The sequence below is a fragment of the Butyrivibrio sp. LC3010 genome (assembly GCF_000424385.1).
GTDB lineage: Bacteria > Bacillota > Clostridia > Lachnospirales > Lachnospiraceae > Butyrivibrio.
On the sequence record NZ_AUJU01000022.1, the window covers coordinates 17,173 to 39,466 of the forward strand.

The window sequence follows — 22,294 nt, forward strand, 5'->3', positions numbered from 1 at the left end:
CTCTCAAGCCTGTCACTTCAGTAATTCTTCAATTCCTTCATAGTCATAATTATCATATTTTTCTTTAAGAGCTTCGAATTTTTCCTTCTCTGATTCAGGGACTGAATAATCTTCAATCTCTTTGAACGCCTCTGCTATTGAATCGGCGTCCATTGCTTTTGCGGCTTCTCCTATCATTTCATAGACGCTCTCCATGATAGTCATATCTGCCACAGGTTTATCTTTACTTTGTCCATCTTCATTGCTCTCTTCAAACAATGGCGCAAGTATTTCTCTGTATTTCTCATAATCTGAGAGCAAAGGTTCTGTCTTTTCTCTTATCAGTTCTATGTTATTATCTTTACCTGCATACTCCAGTTCCTGTGCCCTGTCACCTATATCAAGAGCCCCCACAAGTCTTGCGGAGCTTTTTAGTGCATGAACCTTTATCGTATAGTTCTCCCAGTCCTCATTTTCATAATACTCTTTGATTTCGGAAAACTTTACAGGAATGGATTCATAGAACACCTTAAGTACTGACTTTAAGGTCTTCTCAGAACCGCTGTTTTTTATAGCTGCTTCAGGGTTAATGCCTTCAATGTTCTCATACCACTTAGCCTCCCTTTTGATTTCTTCCTGCTCCAAAGAGGTAGCTTTAGCACTCACTGCCGATGCATTTCTCTTGGGTCTTGCTTTAATAAGCTTACCTTCGAAACTGAAGAAGTTTTCAAGATTATATTTGGTATTTATATTGTACAGATAAGAAAGTCCAAATGTTCCCGGTCCGCAATTGGATGAACCACCTGCAGACATTTTCTGAAAAATAACCGTATCAAAGGCAAATCTTTCATGTACCTTTTCTTCAATAATAAGCAGCATATCCTCCGGAATATCCGCATAGGTTATAAACAGCAGTCCATTATCAGGGCGCACTCTTGATGAAAATTCTCTTGAAATGAATTTATTAAAGCAGTTTTCCATCGTTCCCATAAACAGTCTGTCTACAACAAGCTGATTATTACTCATTCTAAGTGAAGGACTGATTTCCATAGCAGTCATGAACTGACTGATTGCAGGATTTAAAAAGCCCTTCTTTTTAAGGAAATTGACATCCGAGATAATGAAACCGCAATTTATCTGCTTTCTGACATCCAAAAGCTCATCCACAAGCTTTTCTACAGGATAGTTAAGGGCTGCCAGCCTGCAGGCTATAAGCACCAGCATGCCTACTGCACTTGATAACAGCTGTGAGTCGATAACTATTACATTATCAAAGGTTTTTGCTGCCTCCGCAGCCCTTTCATATTCAACGCTGATACTGCTTGATATTGCGATATAAATCACGTATTGCGCAGTCAGAAGCTTTCTTGAAAAAAACTCAGTAAAATCTGCAACTACAGGAGGTTCCGTCTTAACCATTTCTCCGGTTGTATTTATGTAATATATCATCTCATCAGATACAGTTTCTATCCCGTCAAAAAATACTCCGGTCCTGGTTCTTATGGTGAATGGCAGCTGCTCAACCTGCAGATCACTTAATACCGTCTCGGGAAGATCACACATCGAGCTGGTAGTAATAAGAATAGGCTTCTTCCTGATATATCCCTTTGCAGTGTCCATGGTTTCACCGGTTTGTTCTTCACTGCCGTTTAGGATCACCTTTTCTGCAGAAAGGTTTTTTATAAGGCACTGTTCAAGCTGCTTACCCGAAACAGGTTTAATGAGATACCCGTCAAACCCGCTCTTTTTATATAACTCTTTGTTGTCAGAGCCAGCATTAGCAGTGAGAACAATTATAGGTGTGTCCTTATTCAAACCTCCTGTCTGCCTTCTTATATTTTCAAGGCATACGATTCCGTCCATCTCTGGCATTAGGTGATCCATGAAAATAAGATCATATTTTTTCTCTATAGTCTTTGTCAGAGCATCATTCCCATCAAGTGAGAGATCAATGCTCATACCGGTTCCGTCAAGAAGCTTTTCCTCAACCTGAAGGTTCATCTCATTGTCATCAACTATAAGGATTGATACATCAGGTGCTGTGAAGCTATTCTCATATTTGACCGCAGTAACATTAAAACTGTTTTCAATATTGATATTGCCTATGGGCTCTAATGAAACAATTCTCTGCTTTAGTGAAATACTGAAGGTGGATCCCTGGCCATAAACACTGTTTACAGTGATAGTGCCACCCATCAGATCAGTGAGCTGTTTAACTATGGACAGTCCAAGTCCCGTTCCTTCTATGTGTCTGTTCTTTTCCTTATCAAACCTCGAAAAAGAATCAAAAAGATATGGAATCGCCTCCTGTTTGATTCCCATTCCGGTATCGCTGACACTTATATTCAAAATGACTTCATTTTCATTTAAGGCTTCACACTCAATATGCAGGGATACTGAACCCTTACTGGTATATTTGACCGCATTATTCAGAATATTGATCAGAATCTGCTTGATGCGCACTTCATCTCCATAGAGTTCTGAAGGAACTCCCGGATCAATATTTACCGTAAATAAAAGGCCTTTTTCCTGTGCCTTGAGCCAGACCATGCTTACAATTTCAGATATCATTTCTTCAACTTTATAATTGACAGGAACAATATCCATTCTGCCTGCTTCAATCTTGCTAAAATCCAGAAGATCATTTATAAGAGACAGCAGCATTCTCCCGGCACCCTGAATATTTTTCGCATCCTTTATAATTTCTTCTGATGCGTCCTCCTGTCTAAGGATGATCTCATTAAGACCAAGCACTGTATTTATGGGTGTCCTGATCTCATGACTCATACTGGAAAAGAATCGATTCTGAGAATGATTCAATTCCTCTGCCTTTTTAGTCTGCTCATTTGCACACTCTGTTTCTCTTCTTAATAAACGAACCTGATACCAGACCAGACAAAATGTCAAAAGGCCTACCGTTATCGTTGAAAAACACGTGTCATATATTTCAACTTCCTTCGAATGATCGATGATTATTTCCGGATAAAAATATGAAGCAGCATATAAAGCTACGGTCAGAAGAGAAAGTACTACAATCGACACTCTCCTCCAGACACCGGTCATTACAATTCCAATATAAAGATACGCAAAGATAATCCAGGCTGCACCGCCTCCGTTTACTCCACCTCTCAGAATAACAATTGCCGGTATGATAAAAAAAATCAGACATACAACTGTAATCTTCTTACCGATCTCCACGCTGTGAAAATGCACTGTTAAAACAGATACGATGGGGAAAAATGCCGCAATCTCAATAAAAATGACTGTTTCAACCAGATTATCTTTATACAGGATATCTCCGATGATGGTCAAAATACACGCTATTGTTGTTACTAAAGAAAAGACAATAAAAGTCTGTTCATTATTTGATCTTTTGCTACTGAAAATATCTTCTTTAATCTTCTCTATTATTTTCACAGCAGATCACCTCCCTTCTTTCCAATCCGGCTTTCAGGGAGTTTTTTCTTCATAACACTTTCAAACTCATTTGTATCAATGGGTTTTGCCAAAAATCCGTCAAATCCCTCCTTTTTAAACATTTCCTGCGCACCACTTAACGTATTTGCGGTAAGCACAATAATGATCGGGTGTTTGCCGCTTCTTTCAGCATCTGCTCTTATGCGTTTCATACATTCAACGCCGTCCATCCCAGGCATCATATGATCCATGAAAATCAAATCAAAATTACCATTTTTGTATTTTTCAATCGCGTCGGCACCGCCACCTGCGGTATCTGTGATCATCCCATATTCTTCAAAAATAGCCTTCGCAACAATAAGATTAGCCGGTTCATCATCAACTATAAGGGTTCTCACACCCTCAAAAGCTGTTTTTACATTATTATCAGAGCTTGCGAAAATGTACTCCTGCAGCTCATTATTAAGAATTCTCGCAATTGGATAACCGTAGATAGGCTTGGGCATGAATGTTATCCCGCCTCTCTTCTCAGGCTTTCTGTCAGAAGGAACAACAACAGCCACAGCGATACCATCATCTGCAATTGCATCAAAGTACTCCTTAGACTCAAGATATTCCTCCTCACCGATGAAAATATGTGAGATATCCAGCCTCTCAATATATCTTTTTGCTTCATCAAAGGTGCCTGATACGACAAGCGGAAGTTTTAGCCCGATAGAAATATTTTGGGCCATATTTTTATAGTAGTCCCTCAACTCCGGGACCTCATATTTTTCATTTCTCAGATAAATAAGCACATTCCTTATATGTGTATAATCAACCTTTATACATTCAGCAGAATCTACTACCCTCTGCGGCACACTGATCTGAACCGTGGTGCCTCTGCCTTTTGCAGACTGTATCTTAACAAAGCCTCCCATCTTATGAACAAAGCCATAAACAACAGGAAGCCCCAACCCGATTCCGCCACTACTTCTGGTTCTTTTCTTATTTACCCGATGAGCACCTTTGGCTACTGCAGCGATGTCCCTTCTGGACATACCCATACCGGTGTCAGTAATCTGAATGATCAGATTTATTCCATAATCCCTTTGTGATGAATACACTCTTACATAAATGCCCCCGACTTCAGTAAACTTTTGCGCATTATCCATCAGTTTAATAAAAATCTTTTTGAGCCTTTTAACATCGCCATTTAAAAGAGTAGGTATCCTCGGGTCAAAATCAACTATAAGTTCCAGTTGTTTGTCAGCATTTTTTTGCTTAAAACGCTCAAGCATATCATTTATAAGAGATACTATCTCATAGTTATCTTCTGACAGAATCACATCTCCTCTTTTAATTTCTATGTAATCCTGTATATCCTCTATCTGATGTGAAAGTCTTACTCCTGCGTCATTTATGGCAATTATTTCTTCATCATGATTTCTCTTTCTGATAAGCTCAGACATTCCATTGATAATATTCACAGGCGTACGAAGCTCATGGGATATACTTGTCAGGAAATCATCCATATCATCCTGGTTGGCTTTTAATTTTTGATCGCTATCTGATTTGCTTTCTTCCAGCAAAAGAACACCTTTAACGTTTCGTCTGCAAACAAAGAAAACGCTGAGCACTACCATAATCTGTAGAACCAGCCTTGACAAATCCTGCACATTTACCTTCAAATTGCCTTGACTCACAATGAAAACAACATGAAATACCGTGATCAAAAAGAACTCTCCAAGAATGCAATTAAGCATATAGAATTTATTAAGGAGAGAGAAAATGGTCAGCATCATAATTATGATAATTGAAATATTTATGAAGCCGGCCATGCGCATGCTATAAAAAAATGTAGCAACTACGCCAAATATAAAATAAAAGGCTTCTCTGAAATTAGCCTCAAACATCTGCGTGACATGGATTATCCAAAGCCCAAGAATGCCGAGAATCATGGGAACAGACAGCCATAATTCCCAGCTTTCTATAGCGCTTTCGATAGAAAGTCCAAGACAGCCGATTGACATTATTACTAATATAAAACGGTCTCTTCCCAATTTATCCATAAAATAGTCACCTATTGTAATACAAAAAATGATATACAGTAAAAACCTATATGTAATATCATTGTATCAGAATTCGTTTGCGCAAAATTAGAATACTCTGTTACAAAGATGAATTTTCTATAAACTATCGGTAAAAAAAGACTTTCTTATAATTATTGTGTCAAAAGATCAGTCGAAACAATCCTCTCCAAATCTTACCTTTGCATAAGCCTTGATAGCTTCAACGCATTTTGCAAAGCCAAGTTTTCCACTGTCCAGGCAAAGATCATAATTAAGAGCGTCTGTCCAATTGTGCCCTGTGTGATATTCATAATAATCAGCGCGGGCCTTGTCGATCTGAGCAATGAATTTTTCAAGCTCTTTTCCTGTCATGCTCTGAACCTTACCGGCTTCCTGCATCAGGAAATCGTGATCTGCATGAACAAATACCCTGAGGGCATTGTCATAATCCTTTAATACAAAATCAGCACATCTTCCGACAATAACGCAGGGTTCTCCTTTTTCTGCCAGCATCTTTATTGCCTTCGCCTGATAACTGAATATGTTTTCATCAGATGTAAAATCCGAGTCTCCCGGCTTCTTAACACTGCCATCATAGATTGTAGATATAAGTGAGAGCTTATTCTTCCAGCTTTTCTTTACCTTCTCATCAGCATCAACAAAAAGGCCCTCATTTATTCCACTTATCTCAGATGCAACCTTGGAAAGTTCCTTGTCGTAATAGTGGATTCCAAGCTCGTCTGCAAGCATCTTACCTACAGTGCGGCCGCCGCTACCATACTGTCTTGCTATTGTGATGACTATATTTTTCATGATATTCCATTCCCCCTAAGATTTACTCACCCAAATATGCTTTTCTGATTGATTCATCGCTTAGAAGTTCGTCAGCGATTCCTTCTTTTACGATGCTTCCTGTCTCCAGTACATAAGCTCTGTCAGCAATTGTCAGGGCTTTCTTCGCATTCTGCTCTACGAGAAGAACCGTAACTCCGTCCTTGTTCACATCCTCAATTATGCTGAAAATCTCATTTACAAAAATCGGAGAAAGTCCCATCGAGGGCTCATCCATAAGTATTATATCAGGATGAGACATGAGCGCTCTGCCCATTGCCAGCATCTGCTGCTCTCCTCCTGAGAGGGTTCCGGACAGCTGGTTTTTTCTTTCCTCAAGTCTTGGGAATCTCTTGTATACCATTTCCAGAGTTGACTGAAACTCGGCTGCATCATTTCTTGTGTACGCACCCATTTTCAAATTCTGTAATACCGTCATGTCGGCAAAAACTCTACGCCCTTCCGGCACATGAGCCATTCCCAGTGATACTATCTTATGCCCGGGTGTATGGACAAGATCGGTATCGTTATACATTATCTGTCCATCAGCAGGCTTTATAAGGCCTGAAAGTGTGTGAAGTATTGTGGTTTTGCCTGCTCCGTTTGCACCGATAAGGGCAACTATTTCTCCCTTTTCAACATGAAAAGATATTCCCTTTAATGCCTTGATAACGCCATAGTTGACGCTTAATCTCTTTACATCAAGTAGTGACATTTTTTGCTCCTATAAATACAAATTTTATTCTCCAAGATAAGCTGTGATTACTTCAGGGTCTGCAAGGACTTCCTTCGTATTACCCTGCTTCAGTACACGGCCAAAGTTTAATACCGTCAGCTTTTCACAGATACCTGAAACCAGCTTCATATCATGTTCTATGAGAAGTATGGTCATATCAAATTCCTTACGAACAAGGGCTATCGTATCCATGAGTTCTGCAGTTTCATTCGGATTCATCCCGGCTGCCGGCTCGTCCAGAAGAAGAAGCTTTGGTGACGTAGCCATAGCCCTGGCAATTTCCAGTTTTCTCTGCTTACCATATGGGAGGTTACTTGCAAGAACATCTCTCTCCTTATCGAGATCAAATACTTTAAGAAGTTTCATGGCCTCTTCATCCACCTGCTTCTCCACTGCCCTGTATCTTCCGATATGAAGCACTCCTTCAAGTCCGCTGTAACGGAAACGCTCTGTAAGTCCCACTTTAACATTATCTATAACTGACATCTGATGGAACAATCTGATATTCTGGAAGGTTCTTGCTATACCTGCATGATTTATCTTAATGGTGTTGTCTCTGGTTATATCCTTACCATCAAGTCTGATCCTTCCTTCATTTGGTTTATAAACACCTGTCAAAAGATTGAATACTGTAGTTTTTCCGGCTCCGTTAGGACCTATCAGTCCGTAAAGTTCTCCCTTTTCAATTGAAATACCAAAGTCATCCACTGCACGGAGTCCGCCGAATGAAATGCTAAGGTTATTAACTTCAAGTAATGCCATGGCTTACCTCCTCTTTTTGAATTTTGAAAGAATCATCTTTCTGAATATGATTACGTTAGGTGACCAGTTAAAGATCATCATCACAATCAGAACTATCGCATAGATAAGCATGCGGTAATTATTAAGTCCTCTTAAGAGCTCCGGCAGCATGTAGAGAATAACCGCAGCAATGACTGAACCTCTGATATTACCGATACCGCCAAGAACCACATATACGAGAATCATGATTGAAGCATTGTATCCAAAGTATTGTGAAGCAGCAGTAAGTGATGTGATATTGTGTGAAAAAAGAACACCTGCAGCGCCTGCAATTGCTGCTGAAATAGTAAACGCCATCATTTTATAGCCGGTAACATTTATTCCTGTTGCCTCAGCCGCAATGCTGTTATCACGGACAGCCATAATCGCACGTCCGTCTCTTGAATTTATAAGGTTCTGAACCACAAAAAGAGAAATCAGAAGTACTATAACAGCTATTGTAAAATTGGAATCGTGAGGGGTTCCGGTAATACCCATAGCTCCGTTTACTATTATCTCGCCCTCAGGTAAAAGCCCAAGTTCCATTGAATTCTTAAGAGACATATGAAGTCCGTTAGCATCAACTCCAAGATAGATGGCATTTATTACATTTTTAATGATCTCACCAAAGGCAAGTGTAACGATCGCCAGATAGTCACCTCGAAGTCTCAAAACCGGAATACCTATAAGGAATCCGAACAATGCCGCAAATGCAATGCCCACTACAAATGCCAGAAAAAATCTGATGGGAGTAGGAAGCATATTCTCAGTAACTTTTGAAAAGAATGCACTGAAAAAAGCACCTATACACATAAACCCGCAATGTCCGATACTAAGCTCTCCCAGTATACCTACACACAAATTAAGAGCTACGGCGATTACCGCATAGTATGTCATGGGAACCAAAAGTCCCTTCATGTGACTTGAAAGATTTCCGGTTAATATTAAAATCTCCATTATGATATATGCCGCTATCACTATTCCGTATGTGATTAGCTGGTCCTGCATTCGTTTTTTATTCATCTGTTTACACCTTCTCCTGAATTTTTTTACCGAGAATTCCTGTGGGCTTAACCAAAAGCACGACTACCAGAATTCCAAACACAATCGCATCAGAAAGCTGTGATGAGATATATGTCTTACTCAGAATTTCAATTATTCCAAGAACAAGACCTCCTATCATCGCTCCGGGAATAGAACCTATCCCTCCAAGTACAGCTGCAACGAATGCTTTTATACCGGGCATTGCTCCGGTATAGGGTGAAAGTGACGGATAGGCGGAACACAGAAGAGCTCCTGCTACAGCAGCCAGCGCTGAACCAATTGCAAAAGTAAGTGTAATTGTCTTATTTACATTTATTCCCATCAGTGTTGCTGCACCTCTGTCCTCAGCAACTGCAAGCATTGCCTGCCCCTCCTTTGTCTTGTGTATAAAAAGCTGAAGGGCTATAAGAATCACGATGCTTACCGCAATAGTCACAATGGTAACTCCCTGTATCCTGAGAGAACCATCCCCAAGGGTTACGCCATTCCATTTAACAACTGATGAAAATGATTTGATATCTGCACCAAAGATAAGAAGTGCGAGATTTTCCAGAAAATAGCTGACACCGATAGCAGTGATAAGAACTGCCAGCGGAGAAGCTGCCCCTCTAAGCGGTCTGTAGGCTATCCTCTCGGTGGTGACACCAAGCAGGGTGCAAATGATTATGGCTGCAATTATTCCAACAAAGGTATTCCCACTTAATGTAGAACATATGGTGAAAATAACGTAACAGCCAACCATAATGAAATCACCGTGGGCAAAGTTCAGCATTTTGGCAATTCCATAAACCATAGTATAGCCAAGGGCGATAATCGCATATATACTCCCAAGGCTAAGCCCATTTATCAGATAGGTTAGAAAGCTCATAATTATTCCTCCAAAAAACTTTTCTATACACTGTATTGTATCATCTAAGTCACCTATAGTGTATAGAGAAAAACGAGGAACGCTGAGTGTTCAGCATTCCTCGCCGATCTAAATCATATTAAAGATTATTGAACGCTTTATCCTTATTTATTGCGTTCCAGAAGTCAAAATTTTAGATTCCTGTTTTTCCGCTTTTGTCCACAAAAAGTCATAGAAATCAGTCAGCTGATACGTAAGCGCCGTCCTTGATAACAACAGCCTTAGGCTCTTTGTTAGGCTCACCGTTTGCTTCCCAGCTCATCTTAGCAGATGTAAGACCTGATGCCTCGATCTCTGTCATGGCACTCTTGAGTGCTTCGCAGATGTCGCTTGTGCTTGTATCAGGAGTCAGTCCTTTTGCTTCAATAGCCTGCTTGATGATGAATACTGCATCATAAGCATCAGCTGCAAACTGGTTAGGAACCTCACCATACTTTTCCTGATAGTTCTTAACGAAGTTAACTGTAAGATCATCTGTCGCATCAGCTGCGAAAGGTGTAAGAAGCATAAGTCCCTCAGCAAGTGATGTATCAAAATTCTCAACTGTAAGGATACCATCCATACCATCAACACCGAAGAATACCGGCTTGTAACCCATTGTGTCAGCCTGTGTAAGAATAAGTGAAGCATCCTTATAGTATATAGGAAGGAACACAAGATCAGCACCTGCATCCTTAGCCTTCTGAAGCTGTACAGAGAAGTCTGTGTTGTTATCTGCTGTAAATGCCTCTGCAGAAACTACTTCATAGTTTTTACCGTTTGACTCTTCAACAAACTTCTGATAAATACCGCTTGAATATACATCTGAGCTGTCATAGATGATACCAACCTTAGTAGCAAGATTGTGATCATTTATATACTGAGCAGAAGCGATACCCTGGTTAGGATCTGAAAAGCATACACGGAAAACGTTGTCGTATTTTACACAGTCAACAGCTGAACCTGATGGTGTGATCTGGAACATGTTGTCCTCTTTTGTATACTCGGAAACTGCAATTGAGCATGCACTTGTTGTTGAACCTACAAGAACCTGCATACCCCAGTCCTTAAGTGTATTGTAAGCGTTTACAGATTTCTCTGCGTTAAGTTCATCATCTTCCTTGCTGTATTCAACCTGATATCCATTGATACCACCAGCAGCATTAATCTCTGCAACAGCAAGCTCTGCAGCGTTACAAACTGCATTACCATATGCAGCCGCACCACCGGTAAGAGGTCCGATAGCACCAATCTTAAATACTCCTCCTGCACTCTCAGTACCCTGTGCGTCAGAAGCAGTATCAGCTCCTGCAGCGCCTCCATTTGCATTGCCTCCGCAGCCTGCTATTGTTCCTGCAAGAAGTGCAGATGCCGCCATAAGACTAACAATACTTTTAAGCTTCTTCATAATTTCTCCTCCTTAAAATCGTATTGGCACGATTACTTCGTAATCCTGCCCTTTCGGTCGGAACCATTCCAAATCATGACTTCGCCATGATGGCTCCCTAAAATCCATCGTGTGGATTTATGTTATTTAAGACTTTACAGTATTAAAGTCTTATTGTCAACCAATTTAAAAAATCACTTTATTATTTTTAGACTAAATATTATTTTGTAATTCTGATAGAAAATGTTTACAATTTAGTCTGATATTGATTTTAGGCAAAAGCTAATAGTTTTATCTGATCATGGCGACAGCTTCCTGAATTGTTGAAACTCCTATAATCTTAATATCCTTAAAGGCTCCCTTAAGCTTTGCTTCTGCACTCTTGGGAACTATACAGGTCTTAAAGCCAAGTCTTGCTGCTTCAGAAACGCGGACATCAGGCATGTTTACAGAACGGACTTCTCCTGAAAGACCAACTTCACCAAAAGCGATAAGATCATCCGGAATAGGTCTGTTTCTAAAACTTGATACTATTGCCATGCACATCGAAAGATCCAGGGCCGGCTCTATTAGCTTCATTCCACCGGCAAGATTTATATAGCAGTCATATGAAGAAAGTTCCAGTCCTACACGCTTTTCAAGCACTGCCATAAGAAGATTTACTCTGTTGTAATCAGTTCCGTTGGCCTGTCTTCTCGGAAAATTGAAATTAGTATGGCTGACCAACGCCTGAATTTCTATAAGGATTGGTCTTGTTCCTTCCACAGAACAGGTCACGATTGAACCGCTGGCATTCTCAGGCTTTCCCTCAAGCATAAATTCCGAGGGATTCTCGACCTCGATCAGCCCCTCCTGTCGCATCTCAAAGACACCTATCTCATTGGTAGATCCAAATCGGTTTTTTACTGCTCGAAGAATTCTGTAGGATGCATGTCTGTCACCTTCAAAATAAAGAACAGTGTCTACCATGTGTTCAAGCACTCTTGGTCCTGCAACGGTGCCCTCTTTAGTTACGTGTCCAACGATGAAAACTGAAATTCCAAGCTGCTTCGCGATTCTCATAAGGACAGCAGTGGACTCCCTTACCTGGGATACGCTTCCGGGTGCGGAGCTGACATTCTCATTAAACATGGTCTGAATTGAATCTATTATAACTATCTCAGGTGAATGCCTTCTTATCACTTCCTCTATTGTGCCAAGATCAGTCTCGCAGAATAAATTCATATCATCAGAAAAATCACCTATTCTGTTTGCTCTTAGCTTTATCTGTTGAAGCGATTCCTCACCTGAAATATAAAGGACTTTCTTCTTATCTGCAGCAAGGAGTCTTGCGGTCTGAAGAAGAAGTGTTGACTTACCTATTCCCGGATCTCCTCCCACAAGGGTAAGCGAACCCTTAACAAGACCACCCCCAAGGACTCTGTTAAGTTCTCCTATGTGCGTATCATATCTGTCCTCTTCATTTAATGTTATTTCTGAGAGCTTCATGGGCTTGGTCTGAGGCTCTCCACCTACTACTCCGGATATTGATGATTTCTTGCTTGATTTTCCGGTTACAGAAGGCTTTATTGTCTCCTCTACAAACGTATTCCACTCCCTGCAACCGGGACACTGCCCCATCCACTTTGCAGATTCATAGCCACAGTTCTGACAATAAAATACTGTTTTTATCTTTGTTGCCATTATTTTGGTACTCCCCTTTTAACGCATTCTTCCGGCCAGATATGGATACCGTAAGCTCAAATAATATACACTAACGTTAACCAGTTCCTACATAATTCATTTATTGCTTATCTTCAATTTCTGGTCCCATATTATTCATTTTTGCTCATCTTCATTGCATGCTCACATATAATTCATTTAATGCTCAACGGCAATTCCTAATGTCGTTTATTATCAAAGTAAAAGGGCTGACAAGCAGCCCTTTTTATCATTTGTATTTATTTATGAATTTCTACTTTTGATGGAGCAGTTCCAAGCGGTACGCTCAAGCTAAGCTTTCCACCAACTCCTGTTTTCATCGGCCCGATATTCTTGCCATCCACGAGTACGTGATACTCTGCATTCTCTTCAAGACCAACTGTAATCTGTGCATCTCCCGGTCCTTCAACCTCAAAGGCTACGCCTGAATCACTTTCTCTAAAGTGTGTAACTGTTGTCCCCGGCACTGATTCATAGAGGAACATCTCATTTTGTTCCAGCTTGGTAATGTCCTTAAATGTCTTGACCTTCAAAATGTTTCCTTCATGTTTGAAGTTATCAAGCTTGTTCTTTTCAGGTAATTCATAATTACCAAAGCTTATAGTCCCATCAGATTCCGCTCTCAGTAACTGTTCTACGACAGCCATTTTCTACCTCCTATTTGATTATTCTGTTTATAAATATAACAGAATAATTGTACAAAGTATTTTTACTGCTTTAATTATATAGCATCCTACTCATTTTTTTTATTAAAACTTTATGAATCATTTCGATTTTTTGGATACTGATTTCTTGGCAGTAGTTTTTCCGGCTGCCTGTTTCTTAGAGGCAGTTTTACGGGTGGTCTGTTTCTTGGCACCAGCCTTCCCGGAAGATTTCTTATCTGAGGATTTCTTATCTGCGTTGTCAATTCCACCCTTCTGTGAAAAAACAACCTTGTCATCCTTGATGCCAATTGTGACATTGCCGTCACGTTTAATATTACCCTTCAGAAGCTCCTCAGCCATAGCATCTTCAATAACTGACTGTATCGCCCTCTTAAGCGGTCTTGCACCCATCTTGGCATCAGAGTATTTCTTAACCAGAAATTCCTTCACAGCCTGAGTCATGGTAAGGTTGATATCAAGCTGTTCCTTGCATCTCTTTGCAAGATTCTTGCTAAGAAGAGTCACAATCTCCATCATCTCATCGTTATTAAGCGGATGGAATACCATGATCTCATCGATACGGTTAATGAATTCCGGCTTAAAGAGGCGCTTAACCTCTTCCATTACGCCGCTCTTCATGTGCTCGTAATCCTTCTTCGCATCAGATGCGGTATCAAAGCCAAGTTTCTTAGGCTCAATGATTCTCTGAGCACCAACGTTTGATGTCATTATGAGAATAGTGTTTTTAAAGCTTACCTTTCTACCCTTTGCATCTGTGATATGTCCATCATCAAGCACCTGCAAAAGTACGTTGAATATATCAGGATGAGCTTTTTCAATCTCATCAAACAAAATTACAGAATAAGGATGGCGTCTTACCTTTTCACTGAGCTGACCGCCCTCATCATAGCCTACATATCCCGGAGGTGATCCGATCATCTTGGATACGGAGTGACCTTCCATATACTCAGACATATCAACTCTTATAAGGGCATTCTCATCGCCAAACATAGCTTCAGCAAGTGCCTTGGAAAGTTCTGTTTTTCCAACACCTGTAGGGCCAAGGAAAAGGAATGATCCAATAGGTCTGTTTGGATCCTGAAGACCTACTCTTCCTCTTCTGATAGCCTTGGAAACAGCAACAACTGCATCCTCCTGTCCGATAACTCTCTGATGAAGTATCTTTTCAAGCTTAAGAAGTCTCTCAGACTCTTTCTCTGCGATCTTCTTAACAGGAATCCTGGTCCACATAGCCACTACTTCAGCTATATCATTCTCAGTAACTACATAATCTGCGTTTTTCTCTTTCTTATCCTCCGCAGCCTTCTTACGATTGAACTTCTTAATAAGTGCTTCCTGCTCGCGGTGAACCTCTCCGGCTCCGGCAAAATCTTCCTTGGCAAGAAGTTCTTCAATCCTGCCATCCATCTCTCTGATGTCCTGCTCCATCTGGCGAATGGCAGCTGATGAACCTGTGAGACGAAGTCTTACTGCTGATGAAGCCTCATCTATAAGGTCAATTGCTTTATCCGGGAGATTTCTGTCATTTATGTAACGACTGCTGAGATCAACCGCTGCCTGAATAGCTTCAGGAGTGATCTTTACATGATGATGCTCTTCATATTTTCCGACAATTCCGTTAAGGATAGCAAGAGTCTCATCTCTGTCCGGTTCCTCAACGCTAACCGGCTGGAAACGTCTCTCAAGAGCAGCGTCCTTCTCAACATACTTGCGATATTCAGTGATGGTTGTTGCACCAATCATCTGGATCTCGCCTCTTGCAAGTGAGGGCTTAAGGATATTGGATGCATCGATCGCACCCTCTGCACCACCGGCACCGATAAGGGTATGCATCTCATCAACAAAAAGAATTATATTGCCGTCATCTATGACTTCTCTGATGACACGCTTAATACGTTCCTCAAATTCTCCACGATATTTTGATCCGGCGATCATACCTGACAGATCCAAAGTCAGAAGTCTCTTATTCTGAACAGTAAAAGGCACATCTCCTGAAATGATTCTCTGGGCAAGGCCCTCCACTACTGCTGTCTTACCTACGCCGGGCTCACCTATAAGGCACGGATTATTCTTGGTTCTGCGGCTAAGTATCTGAATCACACGCTGAATCTCATTATCTCTTCCGATAATTGGATCAAGCTTGTTATCAGCAGCCAGTGCCGTAAGGTCACGACTGTACTGGTCAAGCATGGATGCCTTTTTATTGGCGTTCTTCTTTCTTCCAAGGTCTTCCTTAACCAGGTTCACATCCTCGCCCATGGCGGACAATGTCTCTGCATAAATCTTCTGAATAGAAACATTCATAGTTCCTATAAGACGTACAGCAACATTCTCCCCTTCCTTGATAAGTGCAAGAAGTATATGCTCCGTTCCAATCTTCTCAGCACGGAATCTGTCAGCCTGTCTTGCTGCTTCATTAAGGACATTCTCAGCTCTTGGAGAAAATCCCTCTTTATCAAGAAGTGTAAGATTACCGCCTTCTACAATGAGGTCTCTGATGACATCCATCATCTTATCCTCATTAATTCCATTATCAATAAGTATTCTTGAAGCTACGCAGCCTTCAGTTTTTATAAGGCCCATCAAAAGATGCTCAGTTCCAACATAATTGAGCTTTAAGGTCCTTGCGGTTTTTCTTGCGAGCTTCAGCGCTTCCTGCGCTTTCTCTGTATATTCTTTACTCAAGTAGGCTCCTTTCTTCGCATATTTTCCATATTACCTGCGAAAAAGTATTTGTTCATCACAGCCCGTAGTCACTATAGATATTATCTACGAGTTCATGTATTTCATTCTTAGTCACACCTTTACACATGGCTCTCGCCAAAACCACGCTCAGCATATCGTGTGCCTCATCCAGTGCCTCCAGCTTGTTTAGATCAATAGCTATTATAGCACCTCTTCTCCTGTCAATCTTAACAAAGCCCTCCTGCTGTAAAATGGAGTAAGCCTTATTGACCGTATGCATATTAATGCCGATCATCTCAGCCAGCTGCCTGACACTTGGGAGCTGCTCTCCCTCCCGGAACTGAGACGTGGCAATTCCCATTATGATCTGATTGCACAGCTGAACATATAAAGCCTCGTCACTGTTAAAATCAATTTCAATTACCATGGCAGTCTCCTTTCCTGTGATACGTCTAGTATAACAAAGGATGCCAGGTTGTCAAATAGGAATCTATTAGAAAAAATCCACTTAAATCGTGAAAAAGCTTACTAAGTGCTCTCTTCAAACTAAATAAAGAGTTGTAAGTAAAAAGACCGCGCAACAAAAGCTGCGCGGTCATACCAAACTCTATAAATATTAAATACTTAGTTACGATCTTCATCATCCAAATCAAGGAATTCAAATTCAAAATCCTCATCATCAAGAAGGAAGTTGCGGGACTTACGTCCTGTAGGAGCCTGTGGAGTTACCTGTCTGGGAGCATCATTTCTCTCACGTGAAGGAGCTACTCTCTCAGGTCTCTCTGCTCTGCTTACTCGCTCTGATCTCTCAGGTCTCTCTGGAGTTATAGGTCTTCTTGCCGGCTTGTCATCCTGAAGAAGAGATGCAGCAGAACCCATAGGAGCATTCCTTCTGGGTGAAGTTGTTCTCTTGCTGTCAGCTACTGTTCTTCCAAGAGACTTGGGCTCATCATTTTCGTCCTTATCAAAGAATCTCTTAGCCGGCTTCTGCTTCGGAAGATCATCGTACTTATTCTTCTTCTGAGGTGCAGCTTCTTCTTCCTCATCCTCGTAATACATAGCATCACGAAGCTTATAAACAAGGAGAAGAATACCAAGTACCAGAATTGCGATAACTACTGCCATTCCGATAAGAGCACCTTTAAGCTTGCCTACCTGCTCCTGAAGTGCATTAGCCTGCTGACCTGCCTTGGCATAATCTAAAAGATCACCGAGCTTAACCTGTGTACTCTCAACGTTATCATAGAGATACCAAACCTGATTGCCGGTTCCGTCATCCTTATAAGCAAGCGAAAACTCACCGTTACCTACATCCACAGGATTAGCTGCAGGCTGCTCTGCGGGCTGTTCACCCTCTGCAGGCTGTCCTTCAACTGCTTCGCCTTCTACAGGCTGTTCACCTTCAGCGGGAGCCATCTCTCCGCTCTCACCCTGAGGGTCATCTGCAGGTGCTTCTGCAGCAGGAGCACCCATTGTCAAAAGGTCAGCTCTTACAAATCCTGCTCTTCCGCTCTCACCAAACTTTATCTGATACCATTTCTTGGAATCAGTTCCCTGTGCTTCTCCTGTAACAGTAACGCCATCCCCGTTTTTAACGGTTCCAACAGTAGTATATCCTGTGCCTGCACCTGATCTTACATTAGCACTTTCTACAGAAACCGTAGCAGCCTGTTCAGCAACAGCTGTAACCTGTGTCTCAGGAAGTGATGCACTTGCTGTACCGGCATCAGTACTCTTGGTCTCACCTGATTTCGAAACAAGGTCACTTCTGATATATCCGTATTCATTCCCATTTACATAAATTCTGTACCACACATATCCTTGCGAATCTGTAGTCTCATCAATAATATCAACCTTGTCCCCCGAATCAAGACTTGATACCTGCTGGGAAGATGTGCTCGCTTCTGATCTGACCTTAACATTTGATGATGTTACGGTACCTGTAGCAGCCAGTGCTACGATGGGCTGTCCAAAAGCCAATACACCGGCAGTCATTATAGATGCCGCATATATGGCACTTTTCCCAATTTTCCTACTCATCATACCTTAATACCTCCGGTTGCAAGTGCATTATTTTTTTTAAATCCAATGCACAAAATATTTCTGTCTGCTGATAATTACAACTCAACATTTGGTGCTAGTATACCACAAAGCCACTATATTTTCATCCACCAAAGGATATTTTGCAGTCATATATTACAAAATCACCTGGCCCTGTGCTCTGCTCAAACAAGCTCCACTAAGCTCGACAATACCTCGCTAAGTGCTCTGCTCAAGCAAGCTCCACTAAGTTCGAGAATACCTCGCTAAGTGGACTTGCATGGCTCGCACTAAGCTCGAAAATACCTCGCTAAGTGCTCTGCTCAAACAAGAGCTGTGAAAAAGCTCTCTTTTCCACAGCTCCTTATTTAATATTTTCTTTGCTTAAGAAAACAATCGCTTACGCTTCTTCGATAGCTTTACCTATATCATGGCGCATGTATTTATTCTCAAAACTTACCCACTCTGTAGCTTCGTAAGCTTTCTGTCTTGCTTCCTTTAAGGTATCGCCCTTTGCTGTAATACCAAGGACACGGCCACCATTTGTTACGACCTTGCCGTTTTCATCAAACTTTGTTCCGGCATGGAAGCAATAGTAACCATCCTTATCCTTGAAGTTCTCAAGGCCTGTAATCTCCTTGCCTTTCTCGTAGCTTACAGGATAACCGTCTGATGCAAGTACAACACAAACTGCTGCCTTATCCTCAAACTGAAGGTCAAGCTCATCAAGAGTACCGTCAATAACTGCCTCGCAGACTTCGATCATATCTGTCTTAAGTCTGGGAAGAACAACCTGTGCTTCAGGATCACCAAATCTTGCATTGTACTCAAGTACTTTGGGCCCGTCCTGTGTAAGCATAAGTCCAAAGAATATTACACCCTTAAATTCTCTTCCCTCTGCTCTCATGGCATCTACTGTCTTCTGATAAATGTGCTCCTTGCAGAACGCATCCACCTCAGCTGTGTAGAAAGGACTGGGTGAAAAGTTACCCATTCCCCCTGTATTTAAGCCTGTATCGCCATCTCCTGCTCTTTTATGATCCTGAGCAGAGCTCATAAGCTTTATGGTCTTTCCATCAACAAATGAAAGAACAGATACCTCGCGACCTGTCATGAACTCCTCGATGACCATCTTCTTACCGGCATCACCAAACTTTCTGTCCTCCATGATCTGGCGGACGCCTGCCTTGGCATCTTCCTTTGTCTCACAGATAAGAACGCCCTTACCAAGAGCAAGTCCGTCTGCTTTAAGAACAATCGGATACTTGGCATCTTCAAGATATTTAAGTGCTTCCTCGGGATCCTCAAAAGTCTCATATGCTGCTGTTGGAATGTCATACTTTTTCATAAGATCCTTGGAAAATGCCTTACTGCCTTCCAGAATAGCGGCATTCTTTCTGGGACCAAATACTCTGAGTCCCTCTGCTTCAAAAGCATCAACAATTCCGCCTACTAGCGGATCATCCATACCTACAATAGTAAGATCAATTTCCTTTTCCTTGGCAAAGCTTACAAGCTTATCAAACTCCATAGGTGAAATGGCAACGCACTCAGCAAGCTCTGCAATGCCTGCATTTCCGGGCGCACAATAGAGCTTATCAAGATGCTTACTTCTTGAAACCGCTTCTGCTATTGCATGTTCTCTGCCTCCCCCACCAACTATAAGTACCTTCATTTCTTCCTCCTCTTGTGTATTGGCACGATTACTTCGTAATCCTGCCCTATCGGCCGGAACCATTCCGAATCATGACTTCGTCATGATGGTTCCTCCTCTGTAAATGCTGGTTTATATCTGACTCAGTACGATTGGATACGGATACCGTAAGCGTCCAAATGTCGTGCACAAACGGTATCCGCTCATCATATAAACATTGATCTGCGAGGCTCAAAGCTCGTCAGGATCATAACCATCAATTATAACTTTGCCATCCTCAATTCTGATTTTCTCATTGGCTATGAGATCGATTGCCTTGGGAAGTATCTTCCATTCAGCCTGCTCCATAATGCGCTGCTGAAGACTCTTTGCGTCATCATCAGGTCTTATCATCACAGGTTTTTGTAAAATGATAGGGCCGGTATCAGTACCCTCATCAACAAAATGAACCGTTGCTCCCGATACTCTGACACCTCTTTCCAGCGCTTTCTCATGAACCTTAAGTCCATAGAAGCCTGTTCCGCAAAATGACGGAATAAGTGAAGGATGAATATTTATGATTCTGCCACTGAATGCTTTAACGATTTTTTCAGGAATCACAACAAGACATCCTGCAAGCACAATAAGATCCGGATTCTCAGCCACCAGTAAATTATAGAAAGCATCATTAAATGCTGCGCGGTCCTCAAATTCCCTGGGTACAAGCACCTCTGTCTTTATTCCGTGCTTTTTGGCGCGCTCTATAGCGTATGCGTTTCTGTTGTTACTAAAAACCAGACCGATCTTAGTATTGGTTATAGAACCATTATCTATGGCATCAATTATTGCCTGAAGATTTGTTCCTCCACCGGAAACAAGGACTGCAATGTTTAGCATATCTCTACTCCCTTGTCACCTGCCTCAACAGAACCTACGATCCAAGCCTTCTCTCCTGACTTCTCAATAGCCTCAAGAGTCTTCTCTGCGTCTGCAGGATCAACTGCTATAACCATGCCAAGACCACAGTTGAAGGTGTTGAACATCATATGCTCTTCAAGATTACCAGTCTTCTGCATGAGCTTGAAGATAGCAGGAACCTCATAACTGTCCTTCTTAACTACAGCCTTGCAGCCTTCAGGAAGCATTCTCGGAATATTCTCATAAAAACCACCGCCTGTTATATGGCTGTAGCCTTTAACTTTAACGCCGGCATTTTTGATGCCCTTAACCATTTTTACATAAATTCTTGTGGGCTCAAGAAGTGCCTCACCAAGTGTGCAGCCCAGCTCATCATAGTACTTTTCAAGGCTTTCCTTAGTCATATCGAAAACCTTTCTTACAAGTGAAAAGCCGTTGCTGTGTACTCCGCTTGAAGCCACACCGATAAGTGTGTCTCCGGGCTTAATTGTACTTCCGTCAATCATGTCAGCCCTGTCTACAACACCTACAGCAAAACCTGCAACATCATACTCATCCTCAGGCATAAGTCCGGGATGCTCTGCTGTCTCACCACCTACAAGGGCACACTCTGACTGCTTGCAGCCTTCTGCCACACCCTTAACGATTGCTGCGATCTTCTCAGGGTAATTCTTACCGCAAGCTATATAATCAAGGAAGAATAACGGCTCACCGCCGGCACATATTACGTCATTAACACACATCGCAACAGCATCGATACCGATTGTGTCATGCTTATCCAAAAGAAAAGCAAGCTTAATCTTTGTTCCTACTCCGTCAGTTCCCGAAAGAAGAACGGGATCCTTCATATTTTTAATATTTGCAAGGGAAAATGCTCCTGAAAATCCTCCGATACCACCAAGAACTTCGGGTCTTGTGGTCTCCTTTACATATCCCTTTATCATCTCCACTGACTTGTAGCCTGCTTCGATATCAACACCTGCGTTTTTGTAGTTAAGCTCTGACATTTTTTCCTCCGTTTAATACACTTCACAATTAATAATTTTTATATCCAACTTCCTGAAGATGCTCATCCTTCTTAACAACGGCATCCTTAAGACCCTTAGAATATTCCTTAAGCTTATTAAGAAGCTCCGCATCACTTGTAGCAAGAATTTTTGCTGCAAGAAGTCCTGCGTTCGCGCCACCATTTATGGCAACTGTTGCAACAGGAATACCTGTGGGCATCTGAACGATGCTGTATAATGAATCTCTTCCGCCTAATGAAGTTGTATGCATGGGAATTCCGATAACAGGCATAGGGAAAATTGCGGCGCACATTCCCGGAAGGTGTGCTGCCATTCCTGCTCCGGCTATAATGACTTTAAAACCTTTTTCCTCAGCGCTCTTCGCATATGTAAAGAACTCATCGGGTTCACGATGTGCTGATATAATGTTCATCTCATAAGAGATACCCAGCTCATCAAGTATCTGTGCTGCTTTGGACATAACCGGCATATCCGAATCCGAGCCCATAACAATTCCAACCTGTGCCATAT

At 41.6% G+C, this 22,294-nt stretch carries 17 protein-coding genes; all 17 read right to left on the minus strand.

Annotated elements, in window-relative coordinates:
- Positions 1–12: 12 nt before the first annotated feature.
- Entirely contained in the window at positions 13–3,396 is a 3,384-nt protein-coding gene (locus G622_RS23000) for a DegV family protein (RefSeq protein ID WP_049945865.1), read from the minus strand.
- Complete coding sequence (locus tag G622_RS0113685; RefSeq protein ID WP_026511171.1) at positions 3,393–5,447, minus strand: hybrid sensor histidine kinase/response regulator; 2,055 nt, start codon at positions 5,445–5,447, stop codon at positions 3,393–3,395. Before G622_RS0113685 ends, G622_RS23000 begins: the two co-directional genes overlap by 4 nt.
- Positions 5,448–5,615: 168 nt before the next feature.
- Complete coding sequence (locus tag G622_RS0113690) at positions 5,616–6,260, minus strand: cytidylate kinase-like family protein (RefSeq protein WP_026511172.1); 645 nt, start codon at positions 6,258–6,260, stop codon at positions 5,616–5,618.
- Positions 6,261–6,282: 22 nt separating this feature from the next.
- Entirely contained in the window at positions 6,283–6,993 is a 711-nt protein-coding gene (locus G622_RS0113695) for an ABC transporter ATP-binding protein (protein WP_026511173.1), read from the minus strand.
- Positions 6,994–7,017: 24 nt separating this feature from the next.
- Positions 7,018–7,776: an ABC transporter ATP-binding protein gene (locus tag G622_RS0113700; protein ID WP_026511174.1), complete on the minus strand. Its 759-nt coding sequence runs from the start codon at positions 7,774–7,776 to the stop codon at positions 7,018–7,020.
- 3 nt (positions 7,777–7,779) lie between these two features.
- The gene (locus G622_RS0113705; RefSeq protein ID WP_026511175.1) at positions 7,780–8,817 is read right to left on the minus strand and encodes a branched-chain amino acid ABC transporter permease; all 1,038 of its coding nucleotides are present in this window, start codon (positions 8,815–8,817) and stop codon (positions 7,780–7,782) included.
- 4 nt (positions 8,818–8,821) lie between these two features.
- The gene (locus G622_RS0113710; protein ID WP_026511176.1) at positions 8,822–9,706 is read right to left on the minus strand and encodes a branched-chain amino acid ABC transporter permease; all 885 of its coding nucleotides are present in this window, start codon (positions 9,704–9,706) and stop codon (positions 8,822–8,824) included.
- A 217-nt stretch (positions 9,707–9,923) separates the two neighbouring features.
- Positions 9,924–11,132 (minus strand): ABC transporter substrate-binding protein, encoded by a 1,209-nt coding sequence (locus tag G622_RS0113715; protein ID WP_026511177.1) that lies wholly within the window; start codon positions 11,130–11,132, stop codon positions 9,924–9,926.
- Between the two features lie 270 nt (positions 11,133–11,402).
- Positions 11,403–12,794 carry a DNA repair protein RadA gene (radA, locus tag G622_RS0113720; RefSeq protein WP_026511178.1) on the minus strand — a complete coding sequence of 464 codons (1,392 nt, stop codon included), beginning with the start codon at positions 12,792–12,794 and terminating at the stop codon, positions 11,403–11,405.
- A 257-nt stretch (positions 12,795–13,051) separates the two neighbouring features.
- Positions 13,052–13,459: a hypothetical protein gene (locus tag G622_RS0113725; RefSeq protein WP_026511179.1), complete on the minus strand. Its 408-nt coding sequence runs from the start codon at positions 13,457–13,459 to the stop codon at positions 13,052–13,054.
- 117 nt (positions 13,460–13,576) lie between these two features.
- Complete coding sequence (locus G622_RS0113730) at positions 13,577–16,165, minus strand: ATP-dependent Clp protease ATP-binding subunit (RefSeq protein WP_026511180.1); 2,589 nt, start codon at positions 16,163–16,165, stop codon at positions 13,577–13,579.
- A 55-nt stretch (positions 16,166–16,220) separates the two neighbouring features.
- Positions 16,221–16,592 carry a GntR family transcriptional regulator gene (locus G622_RS0113735; RefSeq protein WP_026511181.1) on the minus strand — a complete coding sequence of 124 codons (372 nt, stop codon included), beginning with the start codon at positions 16,590–16,592 and terminating at the stop codon, positions 16,221–16,223.
- A 197-nt stretch (positions 16,593–16,789) separates the two neighbouring features.
- Positions 16,790–18,208, minus strand: coding sequence for an SH3 domain-containing protein (locus G622_RS0113740; RefSeq protein ID WP_026511182.1), 1,419 nt, complete (start codon positions 18,206–18,208; stop codon positions 16,790–16,792).
- 397 nt (positions 18,209–18,605) lie between these two features.
- Positions 18,606–19,880 (minus strand): phosphoribosylamine--glycine ligase, encoded by a 1,275-nt coding sequence (gene purD / locus G622_RS0113745; protein ID WP_026511183.1) that lies wholly within the window; start codon positions 19,878–19,880, stop codon positions 18,606–18,608.
- Between the two features lie 210 nt (positions 19,881–20,090).
- Positions 20,091–20,735, minus strand: a complete 645-nt coding sequence (gene purN / locus G622_RS0113750; protein ID WP_026511184.1) for a phosphoribosylglycinamide formyltransferase — start codon at positions 20,733–20,735, stop codon at positions 20,091–20,093.
- Positions 20,729–21,763, minus strand: a complete 1,035-nt coding sequence (gene purM, locus G622_RS0113755; RefSeq protein ID WP_026511185.1) for a phosphoribosylformylglycinamidine cyclo-ligase — start codon at positions 21,761–21,763, stop codon at positions 20,729–20,731. The genes purN and purM overlap by 7 nt, the downstream gene beginning before the upstream one ends.
- 28 nt (positions 21,764–21,791) lie before the next feature.
- Positions 21,792–22,292, minus strand: coding sequence for a 5-(carboxyamino)imidazole ribonucleotide mutase (gene purE / locus G622_RS0113760; RefSeq protein WP_026511186.1), 501 nt, complete (start codon positions 22,290–22,292; stop codon positions 21,792–21,794).
- Between the last annotated feature and the right edge of the window lie 2 nt (positions 22,293–22,294).

Coding starts and splice junctions, on each gene's coding strand:
- G622_RS0113685 (WP_026511171.1), bottom strand. CDS start 5,447: ATGGATAAATTGGGAAGAGACCGTTTTATATTAGTAATAATGTCAATC.
- G622_RS0113690 (WP_026511172.1), bottom strand. CDS start 6,260: ATGAAAAATATAGTCATCACAATAGCAAGACAGTATGGTAGCGGCGGC.
- G622_RS0113695 (WP_026511173.1), bottom strand. CDS start 6,993: ATGTCACTACTTGATGTAAAGAGATTAAGCGTCAACTATGGCGTTATC.
- G622_RS0113700 (WP_026511174.1), bottom strand. CDS start 7,776: ATGGCATTACTTGAAGTTAATAACCTTAGCATTTCATTCGGCGGACTC.
- G622_RS0113705 (WP_026511175.1), bottom strand. CDS start 8,817: ATGAATAAAAAACGAATGCAGGACCAGCTAATCACATACGGAATAGTG.
- G622_RS0113710 (WP_026511176.1), bottom strand. CDS start 9,706: ATGAGCTTTCTAACCTATCTGATAAATGGGCTTAGCCTTGGGAGTATA.
- G622_RS0113715 (WP_026511177.1), bottom strand. CDS start 11,132: ATGAAGAAGCTTAAAAGTATTGTTAGTCTTATGGCGGCATCTGCACTT.
- radA (WP_026511178.1), bottom strand. CDS start 12,794: ATGGCAACAAAGATAAAAACAGTATTTTATTGTCAGAACTGTGGCTAT.
- G622_RS0113725 (WP_026511179.1), bottom strand. CDS start 13,459: ATGGCTGTCGTAGAACAGTTACTGAGAGCGGAATCTGATGGGACTATA.
- G622_RS0113735 (WP_026511181.1), bottom strand. CDS start 16,592: ATGGTAATTGAAATTGATTTTAACAGTGACGAGGCTTTATATGTTCAG.
- G622_RS0113740 (WP_026511182.1), bottom strand. CDS start 18,208: ATGATGAGTAGGAAAATTGGGAAAAGTGCCATATATGCGGCATCTATA.
- purD (WP_026511183.1), bottom strand. CDS start 19,880: ATGAAGGTACTTATAGTTGGTGGGGGAGGCAGAGAACATGCAATAGCA.
- purN (WP_026511184.1), bottom strand. CDS start 20,735: ATGCTAAACATTGCAGTCCTTGTTTCCGGTGGAGGAACAAATCTTCAG.
- purM (WP_026511185.1), bottom strand. CDS start 21,763: ATGTCAGAGCTTAACTACAAAAACGCAGGTGTTGATATCGAAGCAGGC.
- purE (WP_026511186.1), bottom strand. CDS start 22,292: ATGGCACAGGTTGGAATTGTTATGGGCTCGGATTCGGATATGCCGGTT.